Annotated in this window: 23 protein-coding genes; 13 read left to right on the top strand and 10 right to left on the bottom strand. The window is 69.9% G+C overall.

All coding sequences use genetic code 11. The features are described 5' to 3' along the window. Positions 1-67: 67 nt before the first annotated feature. Positions 68-1,552, bottom strand: a complete 1,485-nt coding sequence (pdxR, locus tag A37U_RS0101305; RefSeq protein ID WP_020494794.1) for a MocR-like pyridoxine biosynthesis transcription factor PdxR — start codon at positions 1,550-1,552, stop codon at positions 68-70. Positions 1,553-1,702: 150 nt separating this feature from the next. Between pdxR and A37U_RS0101300 the strand changes: the two genes are divergently transcribed. Then, the gene (locus A37U_RS0101300) at positions 1,703-2,695 is read left to right on the top strand and encodes a phosphotransacetylase (protein WP_020494793.1); all 993 of its coding nucleotides are present in this window, start codon (positions 1,703-1,705) and stop codon (positions 2,693-2,695) included. An 11-nt stretch (positions 2,696-2,706) separates the two neighbouring features. Here the strand turns inward: A37U_RS0101300 and A37U_RS0101295 are convergent, their stop codons facing one another. Then, positions 2,707-4,206 carry a choice-of-anchor A family protein gene (locus tag A37U_RS0101295; RefSeq protein WP_240437469.1) on the bottom strand — a complete coding sequence of 500 codons (1,500 nt, stop codon included), beginning with the start codon at positions 4,204-4,206 and terminating at the stop codon, positions 2,707-2,709. Between the two features lie 210 nt (positions 4,207-4,416). On the opposite strand from A37U_RS0101295, the gene A37U_RS0101290 reads away from it, so the two are divergent. Genes A37U_RS0101290 through A37U_RS0101265 form a run of 6 tightly spaced genes read left to right on the top strand, consistent with a single transcriptional unit; the run spans position 4,417 to position 11,491 of the window. Next, a complete protein-coding gene (locus tag A37U_RS0101290) occupies positions 4,417-5,460 on the top strand; it encodes a LacI family DNA-binding transcriptional regulator (protein WP_020494791.1) in 1,044 nt (347 codons plus the stop codon). A gap of 32 nt (positions 5,461-5,492) precedes the next feature. After that, complete coding sequence (locus A37U_RS0101285) at positions 5,493-6,653, top strand: extracellular solute-binding protein (protein ID WP_020494790.1); 1,161 nt, start codon at positions 5,493-5,495, stop codon at positions 6,651-6,653. Continuing rightward, positions 6,650-8,185, top strand: coding sequence for a class I adenylate-forming enzyme family protein (locus A37U_RS41905; protein ID WP_020494789.1), 1,536 nt, complete (start codon positions 6,650-6,652; stop codon positions 8,183-8,185). Before A37U_RS0101285 ends, A37U_RS41905 begins: the two co-directional genes overlap by 4 nt. After that, a complete protein-coding gene (locus A37U_RS0101275) occupies positions 8,182-9,495 on the top strand; it encodes an MFS transporter (protein WP_157182568.1) in 1,314 nt (437 codons plus the stop codon). Before A37U_RS41905 ends, A37U_RS0101275 begins: the two co-directional genes overlap by 4 nt. Before the next feature lie 17 nt (positions 9,496-9,512). Beyond that, the gene (locus A37U_RS0101270) at positions 9,513-10,688 is read left to right on the top strand and encodes a CaiB/BaiF CoA transferase family protein (RefSeq protein ID WP_020494787.1); all 1,176 of its coding nucleotides are present in this window, start codon (positions 9,513-9,515) and stop codon (positions 10,686-10,688) included. Next, positions 10,685-11,491: an enoyl-CoA hydratase/isomerase family protein gene (locus tag A37U_RS0101265; protein ID WP_020494786.1), complete on the top strand. Its 807-nt coding sequence runs from the start codon at positions 10,685-10,687 to the stop codon at positions 11,489-11,491. Before A37U_RS0101270 ends, A37U_RS0101265 begins: the two co-directional genes overlap by 4 nt. A 3-nt stretch (positions 11,492-11,494) precedes the next feature. Here the strand turns inward: A37U_RS0101265 and A37U_RS54320 are convergent, their stop codons facing one another. The 4 genes from A37U_RS54320 to A37U_RS54315 all read right to left on the bottom strand — a co-directional run bounded on the left by A37U_RS54320 (position 11,495) and on the right by A37U_RS54315 (position 13,829). Continuing rightward, positions 11,495-11,620, bottom strand: coding sequence for a hypothetical protein (locus tag A37U_RS54320; protein ID WP_020494785.1), 126 nt, complete (start codon positions 11,618-11,620; stop codon positions 11,495-11,497). Between the two features lie 176 nt (positions 11,621-11,796). After that, positions 11,797-12,369: a TetR/AcrR family transcriptional regulator gene (locus A37U_RS0101255; protein ID WP_026196766.1), complete on the bottom strand. Its 573-nt coding sequence runs from the start codon at positions 12,367-12,369 to the stop codon at positions 11,797-11,799. 10 nt (positions 12,370-12,379) lie between these two features. Further along, the gene (locus A37U_RS0101250; protein ID WP_020494783.1) at positions 12,380-13,714 is read right to left on the bottom strand and encodes an amidase; all 1,335 of its coding nucleotides are present in this window, start codon (positions 13,712-13,714) and stop codon (positions 12,380-12,382) included. Further along, positions 13,701-13,829, bottom strand: a complete 129-nt coding sequence (locus A37U_RS54315; RefSeq protein WP_020494782.1) for a hypothetical protein — start codon at positions 13,827-13,829, stop codon at positions 13,701-13,703. The genes A37U_RS0101250 and A37U_RS54315 overlap by 14 nt, the downstream gene beginning before the upstream one ends. A gap of 89 nt (positions 13,830-13,918) precedes the next feature. Between A37U_RS54315 and A37U_RS0101240 the strand changes: the two genes are divergently transcribed. Continuing rightward, entirely contained in the window at positions 13,919-14,785 is an 867-nt protein-coding gene (locus tag A37U_RS0101240; RefSeq protein ID WP_020494781.1) for an MBL fold metallo-hydrolase, read from the top strand. Positions 14,786-14,868: 83 nt separating this feature from the next. Next, entirely contained in the window at positions 14,869-16,158 is a 1,290-nt protein-coding gene (locus tag A37U_RS0101235; protein ID WP_020494780.1) for an N-acetylmuramoyl-L-alanine amidase, read from the top strand. Here the strand turns inward: A37U_RS0101235 and A37U_RS0101230 are convergent, their stop codons facing one another. The 4 genes from A37U_RS0101230 to A37U_RS0101215 form a co-directional block, all read right to left on the bottom strand. After that, positions 16,159-16,512 carry a DoxX family protein gene (locus tag A37U_RS0101230; protein WP_020494779.1) on the bottom strand — a complete coding sequence of 118 codons (354 nt, stop codon included), beginning with the start codon at positions 16,510-16,512 and terminating at the stop codon, positions 16,159-16,161. It abuts the gene before it with no gap. Between the two features lie 355 nt (positions 16,513-16,867). After that, on the bottom strand, positions 16,868-17,512 hold the full coding sequence (locus tag A37U_RS0101225; protein WP_040586555.1) for a formylglycine-generating enzyme family protein: 645 nt from the start codon (positions 17,510-17,512) through the stop codon (positions 16,868-16,870). A gap of 17 nt (positions 17,513-17,529) precedes the next feature. Then, positions 17,530-19,029: a class I adenylate-forming enzyme family protein gene (locus tag A37U_RS0101220; protein ID WP_040586553.1), complete on the bottom strand. Its 1,500-nt coding sequence runs from the start codon at positions 19,027-19,029 to the stop codon at positions 17,530-17,532. 69 nt (positions 19,030-19,098) lie between these two features. After that, complete coding sequence (locus A37U_RS0101215) at positions 19,099-19,815, bottom strand: helix-turn-helix domain-containing protein (RefSeq protein WP_020494776.1); 717 nt, start codon at positions 19,813-19,815, stop codon at positions 19,099-19,101. Between the two features lie 65 nt (positions 19,816-19,880). On the opposite strand from A37U_RS0101215, the gene A37U_RS54310 reads away from it, so the two are divergent. From A37U_RS54310 to A37U_RS41900, 4 genes are all read left to right on the top strand, one after another. Beyond that, complete coding sequence (locus A37U_RS54310; protein ID WP_020494775.1) at positions 19,881-21,263, top strand: CoA transferase; 1,383 nt, start codon at positions 19,881-19,883, stop codon at positions 21,261-21,263. Between the two features lie 64 nt (positions 21,264-21,327). Then, positions 21,328-21,594, top strand: a complete 267-nt coding sequence (locus A37U_RS49250; protein WP_083933125.1) for a serine aminopeptidase domain-containing protein — start codon at positions 21,328-21,330, stop codon at positions 21,592-21,594. Between the two features lie 62 nt (positions 21,595-21,656). Then, positions 21,657-21,827, top strand: a complete 171-nt coding sequence (gene rpmF / locus A37U_RS0101200) for a 50S ribosomal protein L32 (RefSeq protein WP_020494773.1) — start codon at positions 21,657-21,659, stop codon at positions 21,825-21,827. A 136-nt stretch (positions 21,828-21,963) separates the two neighbouring features. Continuing rightward, a complete protein-coding gene (locus A37U_RS41900) occupies positions 21,964-22,299 on the top strand; it encodes a DoxX family protein (RefSeq protein ID WP_240437467.1) in 336 nt (111 codons plus the stop codon). Positions 22,300-22,348 lie beyond the last annotated feature (49 nt).

The following is a 22,348-nucleotide window of genomic DNA, read 5'->3' as shown; positions in this document are numbered from 1 at the left end:
CGTGCGTCACGGCGGGCGGCCGGGAAAGGTCCAGAATCGTGTCCGCCGGTGGTACCAGTTTCCCGGCTCAGCCAAGCAGATCACGGGCGAGCCCGCCGAGCAAGCGCACCCCGGGGGCGATCGCACGCTGTGGGATCGCGGCGAACCCGATGCGGAAGTGGTTGCGCGGCTTGCCTTCGGTGAAGAAGATGTCCCCGGGTTCGATCAGCACCCCGGCGCGTTCGGCCACGGTGACCAGTTCGCGGCAGTCCAGCTCCGGCGGGCCGCTGACCCAGAGGCTGACCCCGCCCGGTGGATACGGCGGCTGCGGCCAGGGCAGATACTCGTGCACCGCCTCGGTGACCGCGGTCCACTTGCGCATCAGCCTGGTGCGGTAGCGGCGTAGCGAACGGTGGTACTCCCCGGAAGCGATGAGCAGGGCAAGCGCTCGCTGTAGCTGTCCCGGCGGATGGCGGAGCACATAACGGCGCACCTGCCGCAGTTCGGTGATCAGGGCCCGCGGCCCGACAAGATAACCGAGCCGGAGACCGGGGGAGAGGAACTTGGAGAAGGTGCCCAGATACACCGCGTCTCCGCCGGTGTCGAGCGCTTTCAGTGCCGGTGTCGGGCTGCCCTGGTAGCGGAATTCGCTGTCGTAGTCGTCCTCCACGAGCACCGTCCCCGCGGCATCGGCCAGCCCGAGCAGCGCGCGGCGCCTGCCGATGCTCAGCGTGGCATTGGTGGGATGGTGATGGCTCGGGGTCAGATACAGCAGATCCACCCCGGACAGCGAGTGCGGCGGCTGCATTCCGCTGCGATCCACCGGAATGCCCGTCAGCGCGGCGCCGGTGCGCAGGAAAATGTGTCTGGCGTCGAGGTAACCGGGATCCTCCATGGCCACCCGGCTTTCCGGGCCGAGCAGCGCCCGGCCGAGCAGATCCAGTCCTTGCTGCGAACCGACCGTGATGAGCACTTCCTCCGGACCGGCCTCGATTCCGCGCGCAGGCAGCAGCTGGCGGCACAGCTGCTCGATCAGCAGCGGATCGTCGGCATCCATACTGTCCGCGAGGCTGTGCGCGACATGCGGCTGGTCGAGCGCCTCGCGGAGGCTGCGCGTCCAGGCCCGCGCCGGGAACGCGCCGATGTCCACCTGTCCGGCGAGGAACGGATAGGGATACCGGTGCCAGTCCGGGCGTTTCTCGATGTGCGGCAGCGCGGCGTCGGGGAACCGGCGCAGCCGCGCCGACCAGTCGATGCCCTGCCCCGGGGTGGGTTGCGCGGGCACGCCCTGTGGCCGCATCTCCGGATTGACGAACAGTCCGCTGCGCTCCCTGCTGGACACGAACCCTTCGGCGATCAGTTCCTGATAGGCCAGGTTGATCGTGTTCCGGGAGACCCCGAGTTCGGTCGCCAGTGCCCGCGAACTGGGCAGCCGATGGCGCGGATCGTAGATACCGACCGCGATCCCGTGCTCGATCGCCTTCCGCACCTGCCGGTACAACGGCTCGGCGGAGTCGCGATCGATCGCGATGAGCGTGCGCGGCAAGGTCGACTCCTCGCGTCGGTTCTCCATTGAGCTGAGGCGGCACGGATGCCGGTCAACGTAAGAGCAGGGAGCTGGCCTGTCAATGCGCGGACCGCCGTCGTTGACAGCCCCGCCCCGCGGGCTCTACGGTGCATATGAAATCGAATTTTACATAATGAAATAGCCGGAGTGAATGGGATGAGCGTGTCTGTACGGTCCGAAGTGGACTTGCCCGGCCGCTGGCGGGATGCGGTCTCCGGCGGTGGCCTGCGGATCGCGCTCGCCGATGGCTGCGATCCGCGCGCGATCGCCGCGGCGGTCCGATTGCACGAGCAGGGCCTCGTGTGGCCGCTGCTGGTCGGGGAAGCGCAGCGGATCACCGCGGCGGCCGACCGTCCGGTGCCCGCCGAACTGGTACTCGATCCGGCATGGCTGGCCACGCATCCCGGGGTGCGCAAGGTGCTCGGTACGGCCTTCGCCTCGCGTTCGGAAACCGAGCGCGAACTCGCCGACACCGATCCGGTGTATCTCGCGACCGCGGCGCTGCGCGCGGGATTGGTGGACGCCTGCCTCGGCGGTGCCACGCGCTCGACCGCGGATGTGCTGCGCGCCGGGCTGCGGGTGATCGGCCTGCGACCCGGCGTGGCCAATGTGAGCAGTCTGTTCCTGATGGTGCTCACCGATGGCCGGGTGCTCGCCTTCGCCGACTGTGCGGTCCTTCCGGAGCCGGACACCGCGCAACTGGCGGAGATCGCGATCGCCACGGCGGGCAGTTTCCGGGCACTGACCGGGGATGAGCCCCGGATCGCGATGCTGTCCTTCTCCACAAGGGGTAGTGCCGAACACGCCAGCGTGGCGAAGGTCCGGGCGGCGGCGGAACTGGTCGCTGAACGCGCCCCGGAACTTGCCGTGGAGGGCGAACTCCAGCTGGACGCCGCGGTGGTGGACGCGGTCGGTTCGGTGAAGGCGCCGGGTTCGGCGGTCGCCGGACAGGCCAACGTCCTGGTGTTCCCGAATCTGGACGCGGGCAATATCGGTTACAAGATCGCCGAACGGCTGGGCGGCGCGACAGCGCTCGGACCGGTGCTACAGGGGCTCCGGAAGCCGCTCAACGACCTCTCCCGTGGCTGCTCCGCCGCGGACATCGAGACCATGGCCCTGATCAGCGCGGTGCAGGCACGCGCGGGCTGAGGTTCACCCGGCTATCGACCGGCGTCGCGCCCGCGCTGCCGGGCGAGCAACATCAGCAGGGCGCCGCCGAGCACCAGCAGCGAACCGATCCCCACCGGCCAGCCGACTAGCGCGCCGGTGTCGGCCAGCCCGGAATCCGGGCCCTGCGGACCGGTGCCGTGCGAACTGCCCGCCGAACCGTCCCCATCGGCCGGGCCGGGCAGGACCACACCGGGACCAGTGCTGGTCGTGGTCGCCGGGCTGCTGGGTGTCTGGCTGGGCGTGGTGCTTGTCGTGCTGCTGGGTGTGGTGCTCGTCGGCTCGGTGGTCGTACTCGGTTCGGTCGTACTGGGTTCCGTGGTGGTGGGCTGGGTCTCGCTCGGTTCTGTCGTGCTCGGTTCTGTCGTGGTCGGCTCCGTGCTGGGTTCCGTTGTGGTTGTGGTCGTGGGTTCGGTCGTGGTGGTCGGTGTCGTCTCGCAGGACGGGAGGTCACCGTCGAAGGGGTAGGCGTGGAATTCCTCTCCGCCACCACCGCCGGGTGGTGAGGCGTGGGTGAGCGATCCGGTGGTGAAGAACCGCCCGTTCGTCCCGGAGGCTGTCACGCTGGTCTCGCTCGCCGGATTGCCGACCAGCACGCTGCCCTGGAACTGGGCACCTCCGGCGATCCGGACCTGTCCGGCGTCCGGGAAGTTCCACAGCAGATGCTCGCGCAATGCGTTCATCGGATCGGTGTCGGCGGGGTCACCGGTGTAGGTGTTGATCGTGCGGTCGGCGCCGAGCATGTTGACCAGAATCGTCGCGCCCTTGGGGATCTTGTTGAACACCAGGCCCTGCATGCCGCCGCCGGGTCCGGTGAGGTCGAAGTCCACAGTGAACACTTGCAGCGCGGAGTGCCCGTCGCCGGTGAATTCGGTCTGATAGCCGAGATTGCGCGCCGTCCCGGTCGCCGGTCGTCCCGTTCCTCCGGAGCCGTGCGCGTAGCAGCGGCTGCCCGCGCTCAGTTGCGCGGCAAGGCCTTCGTACTTGCCGAAAGCGTTCGGATCCTGCACCGGTTTTCCGGTGATCGTGCCCGTGACGGTGCCCGCGTGCCGCACGACTCCGCCATCGGCGAGCAGCTTCTGCCCACCGGCGACGCTGACCGAGTCACCGGTGACGAGGAAGTCCGAACCGTCCGGCGGGGGCACCCGTGATCCGACCCCGGCGATCCCCACGTTGTACACGTTCGAGCCGCCCGACTTGGCCTGGTCGAAGTTCCCGCCGACCACGACCCGGCCCTCCGCTTCCGCCGCGCTGCCGCGCACCCGGAAGTCCTTGCCGACGAACATGTTCACGCCGTCGTCGCGTCCGGCGAAGGAACCGTTGTTGATCGGCGGGTACTTGCCCGGACAGTCGCCGGGTGCGCAGGGGCCGAGCCCACCCGCGAGCGGATCGGCACGGCTCGCGGGTACGGCGAGCGCGCCCGTCAGGATCAGCGTGCCGCCGACCGCGAGCATCGAACCGGCCAGAGCGGGAAGTTTTCGGGGAGACCGCACAACTGGACAGTGACACAGGGGAGCCGGTCCGGCACTGTGACACGCAGTGGTTTCACCCATACAGGGGGTTGTGCGTGAGGTGGTCAGCGCGGTCGGTGTCCTCCGCGCTCGGTTCGGTCTCCGAAATTCGGCGCTTGCGTTCCGTTCCCTCGCACGGTAAAACGTTATAGCAAGAATGGTAAAACGTTATACCAACCGAGTGGAGGATCCGTGGCCGATGGGCGTGGTTCGCGGACCGGTACGTCCGGTGGCCGGGGATCGACTCCGGGACTCGCGGATGTGGCCCGCCGGGCCGGGGTCTCGGTCGGATTGGTTTCCCGGATCCTGAACGGGGACAGTACGTTGCGCACCCGCGCCGAGACCCGGGAACAGGTGCTCGCCGCGGCGCGGGAACTCAACTACGTGCCGCACGGTGCCGCCCGCGCGCTGCGGCTGGCGCGAGCCGGAGCGGTCGGGCTCGTCGTGCACGATGTGAGCAACCCGATCCACGCGGAGATCATCGAGGGCGCCCAGGAGGCCCTGGCCAGCAGCGGGCAGGTGCTGTTGCTGGCCAACGCGCGGGAACTCGCCGACGGTGGGCGCGCGTTCGACCGGCTCGTCGGCGAGGGCCGCATCGACGGATTGCTGTGGCAGGGCGGGGGTTTCGACTTCGACACCGCGCTGGCCGCACGCGCGAGCCGGACCCTGCCGACGCTACTGGTGAACAGCCGCCCGCTCGCCGAGGTCGGTTCGGTGCGTCTGCAGGACGAACAGGCCGCCGAATGCGCGGTGGAACATCTGCGCGAGCTCGGCCATGAGCGGATCGGTTTTCTCGGTGGCCGTCCTGGTTCGGATCTCTCCGAACGCCGCAAGGCCGGATATCGGACCGCGATGGGCACGGAGGACGAGGCGTTCGTCGTGGAACAGGAATGGGACGCCACCGCGGGATATGCGGCGATGGGTGAGCTGCTGGCCCGCGGAACCCAGCCGACCGCGGTGCTCGCCGCGAACATCGTGCTCGGTACCGGGGCGCTCGCCGCGGCCCGCGAGAGGGGAATCCGGGTGCCGGAGGAACTGTCCGTGGTCACCATCCACGACGCCTGGTCGGCGGCGCACGCCTGGCCGCCACTGACCACCGTGCGCCTTCCGCTGCGCGCGATGGGCAGGCGCGCGGTCGAGCTCGTACTGGACGAGCCGGGCCGCCCCGAGCTGGTGCTCGCCGATCCGCCGCCCGAACTTCTGGTGCGCGCCTCGACCGCACCGCCCGCCGACTGAACACCCCGAACCCGAAGGGACCACTGGATCCGATGACCCGGCTGCTCGGCATGACCTGGAACCACCCGCGTGGGCGGGATTCGCTGCGCGCGGCGACCGCGGAGTACGGGCGGGTGGACATCGAATGGGAGGCTCGGTCGCTGCGGGAGTTCGAGGACACTCCGGTGACCGAGCTCGCCGCGCGCTACGACCTGATCGCCATCGACCATCCGTTCACCGGGACCGCCGCCGCGAGCGGTGCCCTGCTTGCGCTCGACGAAATCCTTGCCGCGGACGTGCTCGCCGACATTCGTGCGGGCGGGCTCGGCGCGAGCTTCGCCAGCTATCAGGCGCACGGGCACCAGTGGGCTCTTCCGGTGGACGCGGCCGCCCAGGTCAGCGCGTACCGGCCGGATCTGCTCCGCGAGCCGGTACCGCGCGGTTGGGCCGAAACCGAGGAGCTGCTGCGACACCTGCCTTCCGGCGTCACCGCGGAGCTGCCCGCGAACCCGACCCACCTGTGGTCCACCTTGCTGAGCCTGTGCCACCACCACGCGGGCACCGAGGCGCCGGCCGATGCGCGCCGTCCGTCCTGGTGGCCGGACGAGGGCATCGAAGCGGATGTGGCCGCGGCGGCGTGGGAACAGCTGCGGACCCTGCTGGACCTGGTGGATCCGGTTTCCCTGGAACGCGACCCGATCGGAACACTGCACGCGATGGCCTCGGGTGCGCCGATCGCTTATGTGCCTCTGGTTTTCGGCTACTCCAGCTACTCCCGCGCGGGATACGGTGAACGACTGGTGCGATTCGCCGAGGCGCCGCGCTACCGGGTTCCGGGCACGCTGCTCGGCGGGGTCGGGCTCGCGGTATCGGCACGGTGCGCGGATCCCGGTGCCGCGGCGGGATTCGCCGGCTGGGTGGCGTCCTCGGCCTCTCAGCGCGGAGTCTATCTGCGCGGTGGTGGGCAACCCGGGCACCGCGCCGCCTGGCAGGATCCGGCGGCCGATGCGCTCACCGGCGGGTTCTTCACCGCGACCGGGCCGACCACGATGGCCGCCTTCGTACGGGACCGGCGACCGGGCTATCCGGTGTTCCAGCAGCGCGCCGCGGCCCGGTTGCACGAACTGATGCTGCGCCGCGAACCCGCTTCCGTCGCGCTCGAGGAACTGCGGCGGCTCGAGCAGGAACGCGCGCCGGTGCGGGAGTCCCGGTGACCACGACGAGAGAACTGACCGCGCGGGCACACCGGCGGTACGCGAGCGCGCCCGCGATACTCGGTGCCGGGACAGCCGAAGTCCGGGAGACACTGAGCTTCGCCGAACTCGGCACCGCGGCACGGTCCTGCGCGGCGAAACTGCGTGCCGCCGGGCTGCGGGCCGGGGACCGGGTGGTGATCGCGATCGCGAACCGTCCCGAGTCGCTGATTCTCGACCACGCCGTGTTCCTCGCCGACCTGGTGCGAGTCGCGGTCGGGCATCGCTTGCACGGCAAGGAGATCGCGGCGATCGCGGCGGACTGTGCCGCGGCGGCCGTGGTTTGCGAGCCCGGGCATCGCGCGGTGGCCGAGGGCCCGTGGCAGACGATCCACGCTGGAGAGGGCCTTCTCGCCGAACACACCGATGGCGCTGGGTTCGAGCCACCGGAACCCGTGCCACCTGACGATGCGGTGACCGCGCTGATGTACACCTCGGGATCCACGGGCAGCCCGAAGGGGGCCATGGTCACACACACCGGGTGGGCCGCGATGGTGCGCGCCTTCTGGGCGGAGCTTCCGCCGGTCGGTCCCGGGGATGTGGTGCTGCACGTGGCCCCGATGAGCCACTTCGGCGGCTCGGCAGGTTCGGCGTGCACCTTCCGCGGCGCCGCGATCCTCCCGGTCGCGCGGTTCGATCCGGCCGCGGTGCTCGAACTGGTGGAACGGCACCGGGTGAGCGTGCTTCCGCTGGTGCCGACGATGCTGAGCGAACTGACCAAGGAGGCCGAGCGCACCGGAGCGGACCTGTCCTCGCTGCGCGCGATTCCCTACGGCGGGGCCCCGATCTCGCCGAGGGAACTGGATCGCGCCCGCGCGGTGTTCGGCGAGCGGCTGTACCAGTGCTACGGGCTCAGCGAAGCGCTTGCCCCGGTCACGGTGCTCTCCGGGGCCGGGCACCGGCGCGCGGAGCTGCTCGGTTCGGCCGGACGGGCGCACCCGGAGACCGAGGTCGTTGTCGCGGCTCCGGACGGAGAAGCGGTTCCGGAGGGAACGCGGGGCGAGGTGTTCATCCGCGGCCCGCAGGTCACACCGGGCTACTGGGGCGCGGGAGCGGCCACCGACGAGCACGGCTGGCTGCACACCGGGGACATCGGTGTGCTGGACGCGGAAGGTCTGCTGTACCTCGTGGATCGCACCAGCGAGGTGATCCTCAGCGGCGGCTTCAACGTGTACCCCTCCGAGGTGGAACGCGCCATCGAGGGCGTTCCCGGGGTGGAGGCGGCCGTGGTGTTCGGCGAACCGCACGAGCGCTGGGGCGAGTCGGTGGCCGCGGTCGTGGTGCCGCACAAGGGAGGCACGCTCACCGCCGAGGAGATCGTGCGCTCCTGTCGGGAACGGCTCGCCGGATACAAGAAACCACTGCACGTCGAATTCACCGAATCCCTGCCGCTTTCCGCGACCGGGAAGGTGGCGCGCCGCGAGGTGCGGGAACGATTCCGGCGTGCTCAGACGGATCCGGGGGACGACTGCGCGAGAGGCGGCAATCCATGAGCACACCGGCCGGGACCCGGACGAAAGCGCCTACCGAACGGGGCGGGGGCCTTCGTTATCGCTGGGCCGTGCTGAGCATGAACTTCCTCGTGCTCGGCCTGAACTACGCCGACCGGGCGGCGATCGGGGTCGCGGCACCGGTGATCATGGCCGAGTACGGATTCAGCAAGAGTTCCTGGGGCTGGATCTCGGCGGCGTTCTTCCTCGGGTACGCGCCGTTCTGTTTCATCGGCGGCTACACGGCGGACAGGTTCGGCCCGCGCAAGGTGATGGCGATCGCCGTTGGCTGGTGGTCGCTGTTCACCGCACTGACCGCGGCCGGGTTCGGTTTCGTGAGTTTCCTGGTGATCCGGTTCTTCTTCGGTTTCGGTGAGGGTCCACAGGCGACGGTCACCGCGAAGACGATGTCCAACTGGTTCCCCCAGCGGCAACTCGGCACCGCGATGGGACTTTCCCAGGCGTCCACTCCGCTCGGCGGGGCGGTCGGAACCCCGCTCGTGGTGGCGCTGATGAACGCCTTCCACGGCGACTGGCGGGCCCCGTTCATCATCCTGGGCGTGATCGGCGTGCTGTTCGTGATCGGCTGGTGGACCGTGGTCCGGGACCGCCCGGAGGGATTCCGCAGGGTGCGCCCCGCGGAGATCGCCGAGATGGCCGCCGAGGAACGCGCGCATCCGGTGGATCCCGGAAACGGAGAGGGTTCGCGGTGGCGGTACCTGCGCAACCCCGTGGTGCTCACCACCGCGCTCGCGTACTTCGGCTATTCCTGGGTGCTCTACGCATTCCTGAACTGGTTCCCGGATTTCCTGTCCGAGGCGCACGGGCTCGATCTGAACAGCATCGCCTTCACCGGTTCCATCCCCTGGCTGTGCGGGTTCGTCGGGCTCGCCATCGGTGGTGTGCTCACCGACGCTCTCGGCAGGAGGTTCGGCGTGTTCGGCGCGCGCAAGTGGACGGTCGTGCTCGGCATGCTGCTGGTCGCGATCGCCTTCGCCGGGGTGGGCGTGGTCGACTCGACCACCGCCTCGGTGACGTTGATGGCGGTGGTGGTGTTCATCCTCTACATCGTCGGCGCCCAGTTCTTCGCGCTCATAGCCCCGGTGGTGCCGCGGGCCAGTTTCGGTTCGGTTTCGGGTTTCGTGCACTTCATCGCGAACATCGCCGGGATCATCGGCCCGGTGGCGATCGGCTACCTGGGCTGGGGAACCGCGTTCGGCCTCAGCGCGGCCATCGCCGCCGTGCCGGTCCTCGCGCTCGCCGTGTTCGGCAGGGGACCGCGGAAGGTACAGACCAAAAACGCAGCACTATGACGACTAGGAGTACCCAGATGCCCGCAGCCCTCGATGGGATTCGCATCCTCGACTTCACTCAGATGATGCTCGGGCCCTATGCCACGCAGACGCTCGCCGACCTCGGCGCGGATGTGATCAAGGTGGAGCGCCCGGCAGGGGAGTGGGAGCGCGGACTGGAGATGATGGGTGATCTCGTGGCCGGGGACTCGGCCGCGTTCCTCGCCATGAACCGGAACAAACGCTCGCTCGCGGTGGACCTGAAGTCCCCGGCGGCCCGGGACGCCTTGCTGCGTCTGGGCGCGAGCTGCGATGTGGTCGTGGAGAATTTCCGGCCCGGCGTGCTCGACCGGCTCGGGCTCGGCTACGAGGCGTTCCGTTCGGTGCGCGAGGACATCGTGTACTGCGGCGGTTCCGGCTGGGGGAGGGAGACCGTGTTCGCCGAACAGCAGCGGCCGGGCCAGGATCTGCTGATCCAGGCGATGTCCGGGCTGGCCGCCGCCGGTGGCCGGGCAGGAGAACCGCCGACCCCCGCGGGAACCGCCGTGGTGGACGCCTCGACCGCGCTCACCCTCGCCAACGGGGTGCTCGCGGCGCTGCTGGCCCGCGAGCGGCACGGGATCGGCCAGCGAGTCGATGTCGACCTGTACTCCACCGCGATCGTCCTGCAGTGCCAGGAGATCTCGGCGATGGTGAACCAGCGCCAGGAGTGGCAGCGTTCGGCCGAGGGCATCGGGCAGGCGTGGTTGTCCGCACCCTTCGGCATCTACGCGGCGGCCGACGGCTGGATCGCGCTCGCCATGGCCGAGGTGTCCACGGTCGCCGGGCTGCTCGGGGTCACCGGGCTGGACGGGCTCGATGCCTGGTCCGAGCGGGATGGGATCAAGCGCGCGCTCGAACAGGCCACGGTGGGCGAACCCGCAGCGGAACTGGTCGAGCTGCTCGGCTCGGCCGGTCTCTGGTGCGCCGAGGTGCGCAGCACCCGGGAAGCCGTGGACGAACTGCGCGAGCAGGGCCACGACCTGATCGTGGAGGTGGAGCATCCGCGTGCGGGCACCCTGGAACTGATCGGCTGCCCGATCCGGCTTTCCGCGACACCGTGGTCGTTGCGGTACCCGCCGCCGCTGGTCGGTGAGCACACCACCGAGGTGCTCGGCGAAGTGCTCAGCGCGGAGGAACTCGCGGAACTGCGTGCCGGAGGCGGGATCGGATGAGCGAGGCGGAACCGGTGCCGGACAGCGAGGAACGCCCGCATCCGAATCTCGCGCTGAGCAGGTATGGCCGGATCACCGTGCTGCGCATCGAACGCGAGGAGGCGCTCGGCGCGCTGTCCCGCTCCATGGTCACCGCGCTCGGTGAGTGCTTCCGCGAAGTGCGGGCCGACGAGACCGCGGTGTTCGTGCTCACCGGGACCGGGCGCGGGTTCATCGCGGGTGCGGACATCGGCGAGTACCGGGAGGCCTCGGCCGCGGAATTCGATGCCTACCAACGGCTTTCCCGTTCGGTGTTCGAGGAGTTGGAGTCGCTGCCGCAGCCCACGATCGCCGCGGTGAACGGCTATGCTTTCGGTGGCGGCTTCGAGCTCGCGCTGTGCTGCGACTTCCTCGTCGCCGGTGAACGGGCCCGGTTCGGACTTCCCGAGGTGAAACTCGGCCTGCTGCCCGGAGGTGGCGGCACCCAGCGGCTCGCCCGCGCCGTGGGCACTCGGCTGACCAAAGAACTGGTGATGACCGGCCGCACCATGCGCCCGGACGAGGCCGAGCGCCACGGACTGCTCACCCGGCGCACGGACACCCCGCTGGACACCGCCCTCGAACTGGCCGGGGAATTCGCTTCCGGTGCCCCGCTTGCGGTCCGCGAGGCCAAACGCCTCATCGAGGACGGCGTGCAGCAGTCCCTCGGTACCGCGCTCACCACCGAACAACGCGTGCTCGGCAGGCTGTTCGCGACCGAGGACGCGAAGGAGGGCATCGCGGCGTTCGCGGAGAAACGCACGCCCCGGTTCTCCGGACGTTAGCGTTCAGCACATCAGCCCGACGGCGTACCGCTCGGCGGGCTCGATGTCCCAGAGTCCGTGCATCGGGGCCGGGCCGGTGTTGTCGGCGAGGAGGTCGATCCGGCCGTTCCGGCGCTTCGGTGCGGGCACGGTCGAGCTGCCCGGGTTCGGGCAGCTGTCACCGCCGGATCCTGCGCCAGCCAGGATGGACGCACACCAGGGTGCGCGGCCGGGAACGGTATCTCGCGCTGCCCGGGGAAGAACTCGACGCGCTGTCCCCGGGCCCGGCTCACCGCGCACCGCGCCGAGGGACAGTGCGGGTGGGCCTACTCCGTGGGCCCGGTATCCGCCAGTGCCGCGTCGACCAGGTCTTCGGCGTAGGCACCGGCCAAACCGTCCGGGCGGAACAGGATGCGGTACATGATCGGCGCCACCACCCGGTCGAGCAGGGTCTCGGTCCGGGGCACGGGTTCGCCGCGTTCGGTGGCGCGCGCCAGGATCACCTCGATCTGCTGGGCCGCGTAGGCCGAACACTGGCCCGCGTTGCCGCTTTCCGGGGCACCGAGCAGGGCGTCGCGGATAGCGGCGCGGCCGGGCTGGGAGTTCATCTCCTCGAGGAGCTGCCCGGCCCAGTCGCGCAGATCCGCGCGCAGCCCACCGTGATCCTCCGGCGGCTGTTCGGGACGCAGGTGCTCGACGGCGACATCGGAGAACAGTTCCCGCAGGTCTCCCCAGCGCCGGTAGATCGTGGAGGGAGTGACCCCGGCCCGCGCGGCGACCATGGGCACAGTGAGCGCCGCGCGCCCCTGCTCGGCTTCCAGTTCCCGGACCGCGGTGTGCACCGATTCCTGCACGCGCGCGCTGCGCCCGCCGGGGCGCTCCATGGATCGCGGACTCATGACCGCCAGCCTAACCCGTCGCCGTCCTCGTCCTGCTCGTCTCCGCAGCCAGTCCCGCGCGCAGTACCGCGTGCTCGGCGCCGGGTCCGCCGATGAGCTGCAGGCCCGCGGGCATCCCGGAACGGTCGGTGCCCGCGGGCAGGGTCAGCGCGGGCAAGCCCGTGAGGTTGGCGGGAACGGTGAACCGTACATAGGCGTCGGTCACCGATTCCGTTCCGCCGTCCGGCCAGTGGACGGCGTGCTGCCCGGCGAGGACGGCCCCGGTCGGCACAGTCGGTGCGGCGAGCACATCGACCCGTTCGAACAGCTCCTCCCACTGCCGGCGCAACACCGCCTGGGTTCGCTTGGCGCGCAGATAATCGGTCGCGCTGACCGACTCGCCCGCCTCGAGCAGCACGCGCAGATCGGTGCCGTACCGCTCGGGTGCCGCATGCAGCAGCCGAGCGTGGTACGCGCTTGCCTCGGGAACCATGAGTCCCCAGTGGATCGCGCGGATGTACTCGGTCATCGGCAGCTCGACCTCGACCGGTTCGGCGCCACGCTCTCGCAACCGGTCCACCGCCGCGCGCACCCCGCCCTCGATCGAGGCATCGACCCGGCCGCGGTAGTAGTTCACCGGAATCCCGACCCGGAGGCCGCGCAGATCCTCCGCCGGGTACACGGTCCCGCGCAGCACCGAGTCGACGAGCGCCGAATCGCGGACCGTACGGGTGAGCACGCCCGCGTGGTCGAGCGACCAGGAAAGCGGGGTGACTCCGTCGAGGGACAGTGCGCCGTAGCTCGGTTTGAAGCCGGTGATCCCGTTCAGCGCGGCGGGTACCCGGATCGATCCGCCGGTATCGGTGCCGAGCGCGAAACTCGCCATTCCCGCGGCGACCGCGACCGCGGAACCACCGCTCGAGCCGCCCGCGACCCGGTCGCGCCGCACGGCGTTGCGCGTCTGCGGGGTGGTCAGTCCATAGGCGAACTCGTGCGTGTGCGTCTTGCCGAGCAGTACCGCCCCGGATCCGAGCAGCCTCGCGACGAGGGCGCTGTCCCGATCGGCGCGATATCCTTCGCGGGCAAGGGAACTCGCCGTGGTCGGCAGCCCGGCGACATCGTAGAGATCCTTGACCGCGAACGGGATCCCATGCAGCGGCCCGCGGTGGTTTCCCGCGGCGATCTCCCGCTCCGCCTCGGCGGCCGCCGCGCGTGCCTGTTCGGCAAGTACCAGGACGTAGGCACCGAGTTCCCCGTCCTCGCTCGCGATCCGGTCCAGTGTCGCCTCGGTGAGCTCGACGGGGGACAGTGTTCGTGCGGCGATCGCCTCGGCCGCCTCGCTCAGCGAGAGTTCATTCGCCCGCATTGCCCGCCTCCTGGGGCCTGGCCGGGCTGGCTTCGCCGAGATCCAGCTCGCGCAGCACCGCGAGCACCGCGCGGATGTGCGCCGCCGTATCGGCTACCTCTTGCTCGATGTCCATCGGTCCTCCTTTAAAGCTCAATGTTTGCGTTAGTGCCACAGTGCAGGGTACTGTCGATTAACGCAAACATTGAGCTTTTAGGAGATGTGATGAGCCGAGAGTGGAACTTCGCCGGGGTGACCGTGCACCGGATCGACGAGGTGACCTTCCCCGCCTCGACCGGGGCCTGGTTGCTGCCCGATGCCGATCCCGCCCTCGTCGGTGCGATTCCCTGGCTGCGTCCGGAATTCGCCGAGCCGGACGGGGCGCTGCGGCTGTCCAGTCACAGTTATGGGATCACCGTGGACGGGCAGCGCATCCTGGTGGACACCGGGATCGGCAACGGGAAGGTGCGGGCCAATCCCGCCTGGCACGACCTGCACACCGACTACCCCGAGCGGCTCACCGAGGCCGGGTTCGCCCCCGAATCGGTCGATCTGGTGGTGCTGACCCACATCCATGCCGACCATGTCGGCTGGAACACTGCGTTCGACGGCGATTCCTGGGTGCCCGTCTTCCCGAACGCGCGCTATCTGGTCAACCGGGCCGAATGGGACTACTGGACGGGTGTCGAGCTCGAACCGGCGCGCCAGCAGATGTTCGACGACTCGGTGTATCCGGTGCGCGCCGCCGGGCTGCTCGATCCGATCGAGGTCCCGGCGAACGGAACCCCGATCGCGCCCGGGATCCGCATGCTGCCGACACCCGGGCACACACCCGGACACAGCGCGGTGGAGATCCGGGACGCGGGGGATGCCGCCCTGCTCACCGGGGACGCCATCCATCATCCCGTGCAGATCGCGCGGCCGGAGCTGGGCAGTCATGTGGACGTCGACCCGGCGCTGACCCTGCGCACCCGCCGGGAACTGCTCGCCAGGGCCGCGCGGGACTCCGTACTGATGCTCGGCGCGCACTTCCCGGATCCCAGCGGTGGCCGGGTGATCACCGAGGGGGCCGGATACCGCCTCGCCAAGTGATCCGGCTTGTGGCGTGCCCGGAATCCGCAATGCGTCTAGGATCCTCGGGGACGCTAGATTCCTGGTGAAAAGCGGAGGAAGACTTGATCGCACGCGCATTGCTCGGGGCGGCGGCTGTCACCGGTGGTTTGCTCACCGTGACACCTGCGGCGCAGGCGGCCACCGGTCCCGAATGCCCGTCCACTGTGGACTGCACGTTCACCCCGGCGGCCTACGACTGGTCGAGCAAGGACCACAGCAACCCGAACGCCTACGGCGTCTACGATCCGGCGAACCGGCCCGCCGATGGCGATTCGATCCGCTACATCGTCATCCACGACACCGAACTGTCCTATGCGGACACCATCAAGGCGTTCCAGGATCCGGCACACGGGGCGAGCGCGAACTACGTCGTGCGCGCCTCGGACGGCCAGATCACTCAGATGGTGCCGAACAAGGATGTCAGCTGGGGCGTGGGCAACTGGTCGATGAACCAGCACGCCATCAACATCGAGCACGAGGGCTTCGCCAAGAACGGGAAGTACCCGGACGCGTTGTACGAGTCCTCGGCGAAACTCGTGCGCTACCTGGCCGCGAAGTACGACATCCCCTTGGACCGTCAGCACATCATCTCCCACGAGGACGTCCCGGGGCAGAACGACGCCTCGCAGCCGGGGCAGCACTGGGACCCGGGCCCCTACTGGAACTGGCAGCACTACATGTCGCTGCTCGGTGCCCCGCAGCGCAAGCCGAATGGTGCACCCGAGACCGGTGATGTGGTGGCGATCGATCCGGACTTCGCCACGAACACCCCGGAGATCACCGACTCCGACGGGAAACCGTTGCCCAAGCAGGGCGCGAACTTCGTCTACCTGCGCACCGCCCCGGACTCCTCGGCCCCGCTGCTCGGCGACCCGCTGCTGCACCCGGACGGCAAACCGGGTACCACCAAGATCGACGACGGTTCGGACAAGGCCGTGACCGGGCACCGCTACGTGGTTGCCGGGACCAGCGGGGACTGGACCGCGATCTGGTTCGGCGGGCAGCAGGCGTGGTTCGAAAACCCGAAGGGGCGCAACACCGTCGCCGTGCGAGCCACCACGCTCACCGCGCACAGGGACATCCCGGTGTACGGGCTCGCCTTCCCGGAGAAGTCCGAGTACCCGGCGGAGATCCCGTTCGAGCAGGGCTGGACGCCGAAGCCGCTGTCCTGGAGCATCCCGAAGGGGCAGTCCTACACCGAGGTCGAGCCGATGCAGGCGGCCAACTACTACGCCCGCTACGACAAGGCGAACGTGCCTGCCAACCACACCCTGGTGCGCGGTTCCACGGTCTACCGCCTGGTGGACTTCAACCACCGCTACGCGTGGGTCAAGGAATCGGACCTGCGATAGTCACGCCCAGCCGAGCCGCAGGCGCAGGATGAGTGCCGCGACGGCGAGGCAGAAGAACACCGCCCAGCCCGCGAGGCCCCGGTCGCGCACCCGCAGGTGCGCGACCAGGGCCCCGAGGAAGTACAGCACGAGACCCGCCGCGGCGAGCGTGCCGAGCACCGGGACGGCCAAGCCGGCGAGCAGGCCGAGCGCGCCCGCCGCGAGCAGGGTGCCGAGCGGGATCATCCAGGACCGTGGCACGCCCAGCTGGTCGGCTTGCCTGATGGGGTAATCGTGGCCGATGAAATCGGCGATGGCGGCGCTCCCGTTCGCGAGCGCGGCGACCAGGGTGACCGTGAGGTAGGCGGCGAACACGGGGATCTCCTCGGTTGGCGGGGGTACTACTACGGAATAGACCGATCAGTGGCGCAAAAGGTGACCTTCTCCGCGGCTATCTAGTCGAGTAGTCGATCTGTACTTCCGTGGCGCGCATGACTGCCACAGAGCAGGGCCCGCTGCCCGGCCTGGCCGCCGCCTGTGCCTGGCTGGACCGGCAGGCGGACTGGCCACCGGAGACCGCGCAGGGCAAGGTGCTCGAGTGCTGGGAAGGCCTGAACATCCTGAGGCTGTACGAGCGCCGGGGACGCGCGGCCGGGGTCTCCCGCGCGGACCTGGCGGGTCATCCCGGTGCTCGCGCTCGTCCCGGTGGACGGGAACTGAACCGCCGCGGTCACGGGTTCCGGGCGATGCGGAACCCGACGTCGTCGATGCGGAACGTCGGGTGGCTGCGCCGCCGCACCGAGGCCCGGCAGCTCCAGTGCTCATCGGACCAGCCCCCGCCGCGCAGCACCCGGTAACTGCCGTACACCGCCGGATCGTAGAGATCCCAGCACCAGTCCCAGGTATTGCCGAGCATGTCGTAGAGACCCCAGGCGTTGGCCCGTTTCCCGGCGACGGGGTGGATCCGCTCGGCGGAGTTGTCCCGGTACCACGCGATCTCGCCCAGTTCGCCGTAGCGCGGCCCGGTGCTGCCCGCGCGGCAGGCGTGCTCCCATTCGGCCTCGGTCGGCAACCGGTACCCATTCGCGGCGGTGTCCCATTCGGTGAGCCCGGCGGGGAAATCGATGCGGTACGCGGGAGTCAGTCCCGCCTGTTCGGACAGCGTATTGCAGAAGCGCACCGCGTCCCACCAGGAAACCCCTTCGACGGGCAATTCGTCGCCGTGCGCGGTGCCCGGCCGTTCCCCGGTGCTCCGGGCGTACCAGTACTGGGTGACCGGGACCGCGGACAGCTTGAACGGCGCCACCTCGACCGGCCAGCTGTGCCGGGTGCGCCGGTCGGTCAGCGTCACCGTCCCTGGCGGGACCGCGATCATGCTCGATTCCACGGTCACTACACCGATTCCGTGCGCAGCGCGGCCTTCTGGATCTTCCCCGCCGGGGTGAGCGGAAGTTCGGCACGGAGCACGATCTCCTTCGGCACCTTGTAGTCGGCGATCCGCTCGGCGCAGTAGCGGGTCAGGTCCTCCGCGGTAAGCGTGGAACCGGCGGCAAGGACGAGGTAGTAGCGGCCGATCTCGCCGAGCACCGGGTCGGGCACCCCGATCCCGGCAGCCATCACCACCTCCGGGTGGGTCAGCAGCAGGTTCTCCACCTCGACCGGGTAGATGTTGAAGCCGCCTTGGACGAACATGTCCTTGGCTCGGCCGCGCAGGGTGATGGAGCCGTCCGCCCCGGTGACCGCCATATCGCCGGTGTGCAGCCATTCGTGCGCATCGAGGACCGGGGCGGGGTTGCCGTGGTAGCCGGCCATGATCGAAGGACCGCGGACGAGCAGTTCCCCGGTCTCGCCCGCGCCGAGCGGTGCGCCCTGATCGTCCGCGATCGCGGTTTCGACACCGGGCAGCGGCGAACCGATCGCGTGGGCGGTCGTCGCGGGTTCGGCGGCCCACGGGGTCATGATCACCGCACCGGAGGTTTCGCTGAGCCCGTACAGGTTCATCACCGTGGCGTTGGGAAAGCCTGCGGTGAGCCGCTCGACGAGATCCGGCTCGGCGTTGGCGCCGCCGGTGATCACCAGCCGGATCCCGGTGGTGTCCACCTCCGCGAACCGGGGCTGGCGCAGCAGCAGGGTGTGCATGGTGGGCACACCGACCCACAGCGTGAACGCGTCCAGCGACTCCACGAGGGAGGCGGCGTCGAATCGGGACAGCAGCACCACACGGGACCTGGCGACCAGGCAGGTCAGTACGCAGCAGGTGATCCCGCTGACGTGGTTGAGCGGAACGGCGAGCGGCACCACATCCCCGGCTGCCATGCGGGTGTGCTCCGCCTGCGCGGTGGCCGCCGCGAGCTGTCCCCGGTGGGTCAGTACCGCGCCCTTGGGGCGGCCGGTGGTGCCCGAGGTGTAGATGATCATGACCGGATCCGCCTCGGTCACCCGCGCCGTGGCTTCGGCGAGCCGGTCCGGATCGTCCGGTGCACCCATCGCGGGCAGCTCGGCGAAAGTCGCCACCTCCGCCGGTCCCGGGATTTTCCGGAACACGGCGAGGAAATCGACGTCCTCGCCACGCGGCACGGTGACCACCAGCCGGGCGCCCGAATCGCCGAGGATGTGGCCGAACTCGGTTTCCCGGTAGCGGGGGCTGAGCCCGACCAGGACCGCACCGATCTTGGCCGCCGCGAAGTACACGGCCAGCCAGTCCGCCCGGTTGGGGCCGTTCACCGCGATCCGGTCCCCGTGCCGGATCCCGCGGTGCAGCAACCATTCGGCCACCCGGTCCGACCACCGGTCCAGCTCCGCGAACGGGATCTCCCGGTCACCGTCGACCCAGCCGATGCCCTCGGGAGCGGTTCGTGCCGCCTCGCGGAGCAGCTCGGGGATGGTCGTCATGGATTCCTCCCGGTTCGCGGTCCGTGTCACGGACAGGTTCTCCCGATCGCCGGTGCCGCGCAACGGGGTTCATCCGGCACGCCCGGCGAGTGCTTCGGCGAGCCGTGCCGCGGCCTGGTCCAAGGCCGGATCGGGCCGGGCCGGCCTGTGCCTGGATGCGGTGACCACGGTGGCGGCCACCACGGCACCGCGCTCGGTGACCGGAAGGGCGATGGCACGGATGCCCGGATCGGCGAGGCCATCGCTGCGGGCGAGCCGCTGCCTGCGGATGGCGGGAAGCTCCGCGGCGAATGCGGCCGCGGCCTCCGGGTCCACTTCGCCGAGCAGTCGCTCGCGGTCGGCCTCGGGGGCGAACGCGACCAGCAGCCTGCCCGCCGCGGTGCGCAGTGCCGGGCGCGGGATGTGTTCATCGGTGACCCGCTGAACCCGGCCGGGCGCCCGCGGCCCGGCGTGATCGAGGTAGAGCACTTCCCTGCCGACGAGGGCGGCGAGTGCGATCGGCGCGCGGGCGTACCTGCTGAGCCGCTCCAGCTCGGCGTGTTCGAGTGCGGCCGGGGTGAGCACACCGCCGAGCAGCCCCAGCAGGTGCGGGCGCAGACCGAGCCGGTAGCGGCGGTCGAGCGTCGTCAGGTAGCCGTGCGCGCGCAGCTGGCGGAGCAGATCCCGGGTGGAACTGATCGGCGCGCCGATCGCGGCGGCGATCTCGGTCAGCGTCATCGGCTCGGCCGCGCGGGCGACCACATCCAGGATGCGGTCGATCCGCGCGACCACTCGGTGCTCCGGCATCGCCGCATTTTACGGATATCCGCAAACTCGGAGAGACTGGAATGTGCCGGTGTCACGGTACGGACATGACGGAAACATCCTTTCGGACAAGCGAATCCATCACGGCGGAACTCACCGCGGAGCTCGGCGGCCCGGCCGTTCCGGTGCGCATCGAGGGCGCCGGTCCGATGATCCGCTCGGTGCACCGGCTCGGTGCCGCCTCGGCCGCCGCCATCGCCTGCTTCGGCCAGCAGATCGCCGCGCTGGCCGGGGCCTCGGGTGTCCACGTGGACACCGCGGAGGCCATCGACCAGCTCCGCGCGGCGTACCTGACGACCATCAACGATCAGCCGGTGCACCGGCTCGCCGAGGACCCGGCCGCCCTGGGCAACAACGATTTCTACCGCGCGAGGGATGGGCGCTGGATCTTCCTGATGACCACGTATCCGAAGCTGCGGGACGCGGTGTGCCGGGTGCTCGACTGCCCGCCGCTGCACGACCGGATCGCCGCTGCCGCCGCGGACCGGGACGCGTTCGCCCTGGAGGACGCGGTGTGCGCGGCGGGCGGGGTGACCGCCGTGGTGCGCAGTGCGAGGGAGTGGCGCGCCCTGCCCGCCGGACAGGAGAGCACGGCACATCCCGTGGTGCGGCTGGAGCGCATCGGGGACGCGCCCGCTCGCCCGGCGCCGCACGGTTCCGAGCGGCCGCTGTCCGGGCTGCGGGTACTCGACCTCACCCATGTGATCGCCGGTCCGGTCGCGGCGAAGCTGCTGGCCACCTTCGGCGCGCAGGTGCTGCACGTCAGCCGTCCCGATCTGCCCGATCCGAACGTGATGGTGGCGCTGACCGGTGGCGGTAAGCGCAACGCCTACTGTGATCTCCGGGAGCCGGAGCAGGCGGAGCGGCTGGACGTACTGGCCGCGGATGCGGACGTGTTCATCGACGCCTATCGCGGCATGTCCCGGCGCGGTTTCGGCGCCGGGACGCTCGCCGCTCGCCATCCCGGGCTCATCACCGTGGAATACCACTGCTGGGGACTCGACGGGCCATGGGCGGCGCGCGGCGGATTCGACCAGCTCGCCTGCTCCGCGACGGGTTTCGCGCTCGAGGAAGGGATCGACGGCAAACCATCGCTGCCGCCGACCTATCTGCTCAACGACTACCTCGCCGCCTATCTGGGTGCCGCGGGTGTGGTCGCGGCGGTGCGGCGGCGCGCCGCCGAAGGTGGCTCCTGGCGGGTGCGGATCGAACTGGCGCGGGTGTGCGGCTGGGTGCAGGACCTCGGCCAGTTCCCCGTCGAGCAGATCCGCGATCTGCCCCGCCCCGGCGCCGCCGTGCTCGGGACACAGACCGTGCGCGGTGCCTTCGGTGCGGTGACCGAGCCGGTCGTGCCGCTGCGCTTCGACGGCCTGTCCACTCCGGCGCACCGGCCCGCCACGGCCCTGGGCACCGCCGCGCTGCGCTGGTGATCACGCCCCGAAGAGCCGGTCGAGCTGTGCCGCGAGCACCGTTCTCGCTTCCTCGGCCGTCCGCCTGCCGGATGCGCGAATCTTTCGTGCCGTGCTCGCTGCGGGGGATCGGCGGCGCGAGCTGAATTCGGTGCGGTGTCCCGCGTTGATCATCCACGGCGAGGCCGATCCGATGTGTTCGGTGCGCGCTGGCCGGGCGACCGCGGAGGCCATTCCTGGTGCCCGGTTCGTGTCCTACCCCGGAATGGGGCACGACCTGCCGCGGGCACTGTGGCCGGTGCTGGTGGACGAGATCATCGCGCACCTCCGGCGGAGTCCTCCCAATTATTGATAATCATTTTCATGTAGGGTCTCCGTTGGCATGGCCGCACGACAGCGGAGGAGTGGAACGGCATGGCGGTACCGAAGCGGAAGAAGTCGCGCTCGAGGACGCGCACCCGGCGCGCGACGTGGCAGGCGACACCACCGGATCTGGTGCCGATCGTGGTCGACGGCAAACGCAAACTGGTGCCCCGCGCGCTGATCAGGCACTTCCACGGGGACAGCGGCCACCGTGACCGCTGACACAGCGAAATACCTACTTATGGCCCATTCTGGGCGCGGCGCTGTTCGCCGATCATGATGACGTACCGCGCTGCGTTTCCCACCACTTCCCGGCGATCCGTCCATCCGGCAACCGTGGGAGAACGCAGGACCGAGTATGAGTCTCCTTCACCGCGCGCAGTCGCCCGTCTATGTGCTGTTCCGGGTCATCGTGGGGCTGATGTTCGCCTGCCACGGGCTGCACAAGCTGTTCGGTTTCTTCGCCGGTGCCGGTCCGCTCCCCATGGTGGGGGAATGGCCGGACTGGTGGGCGGCGGTGATCGAGCTCGCGGGCGGGCTTCTGGTCGCGTTCGGGCTGGCGACAAGGTTCGCCGCGATCATCTGCGCGGGCGCCATGGCGTACGCGTATTTCGTCGTGCACCAGCCCGGCGGGCACTGCCCATCCAGAACCACGGTGAATCCGCGGTCCTCTACTGCTGGGCGATGCTGGTGATCGCCTGTATGGGCAGCGGGCGCTGGTCGGTGGACGCGGCGATCCGTGC

Origin of the sequence: Sciscionella marina DSM 45152, from assembly GCF_000379465.1 — a bacterium.
GTDB lineage: Bacteria > Actinomycetota > Actinomycetes > Mycobacteriales > Pseudonocardiaceae > Sciscionella > Sciscionella marina.
This window is presented reverse-complemented; position numbering and strand designations above follow the sequence as displayed.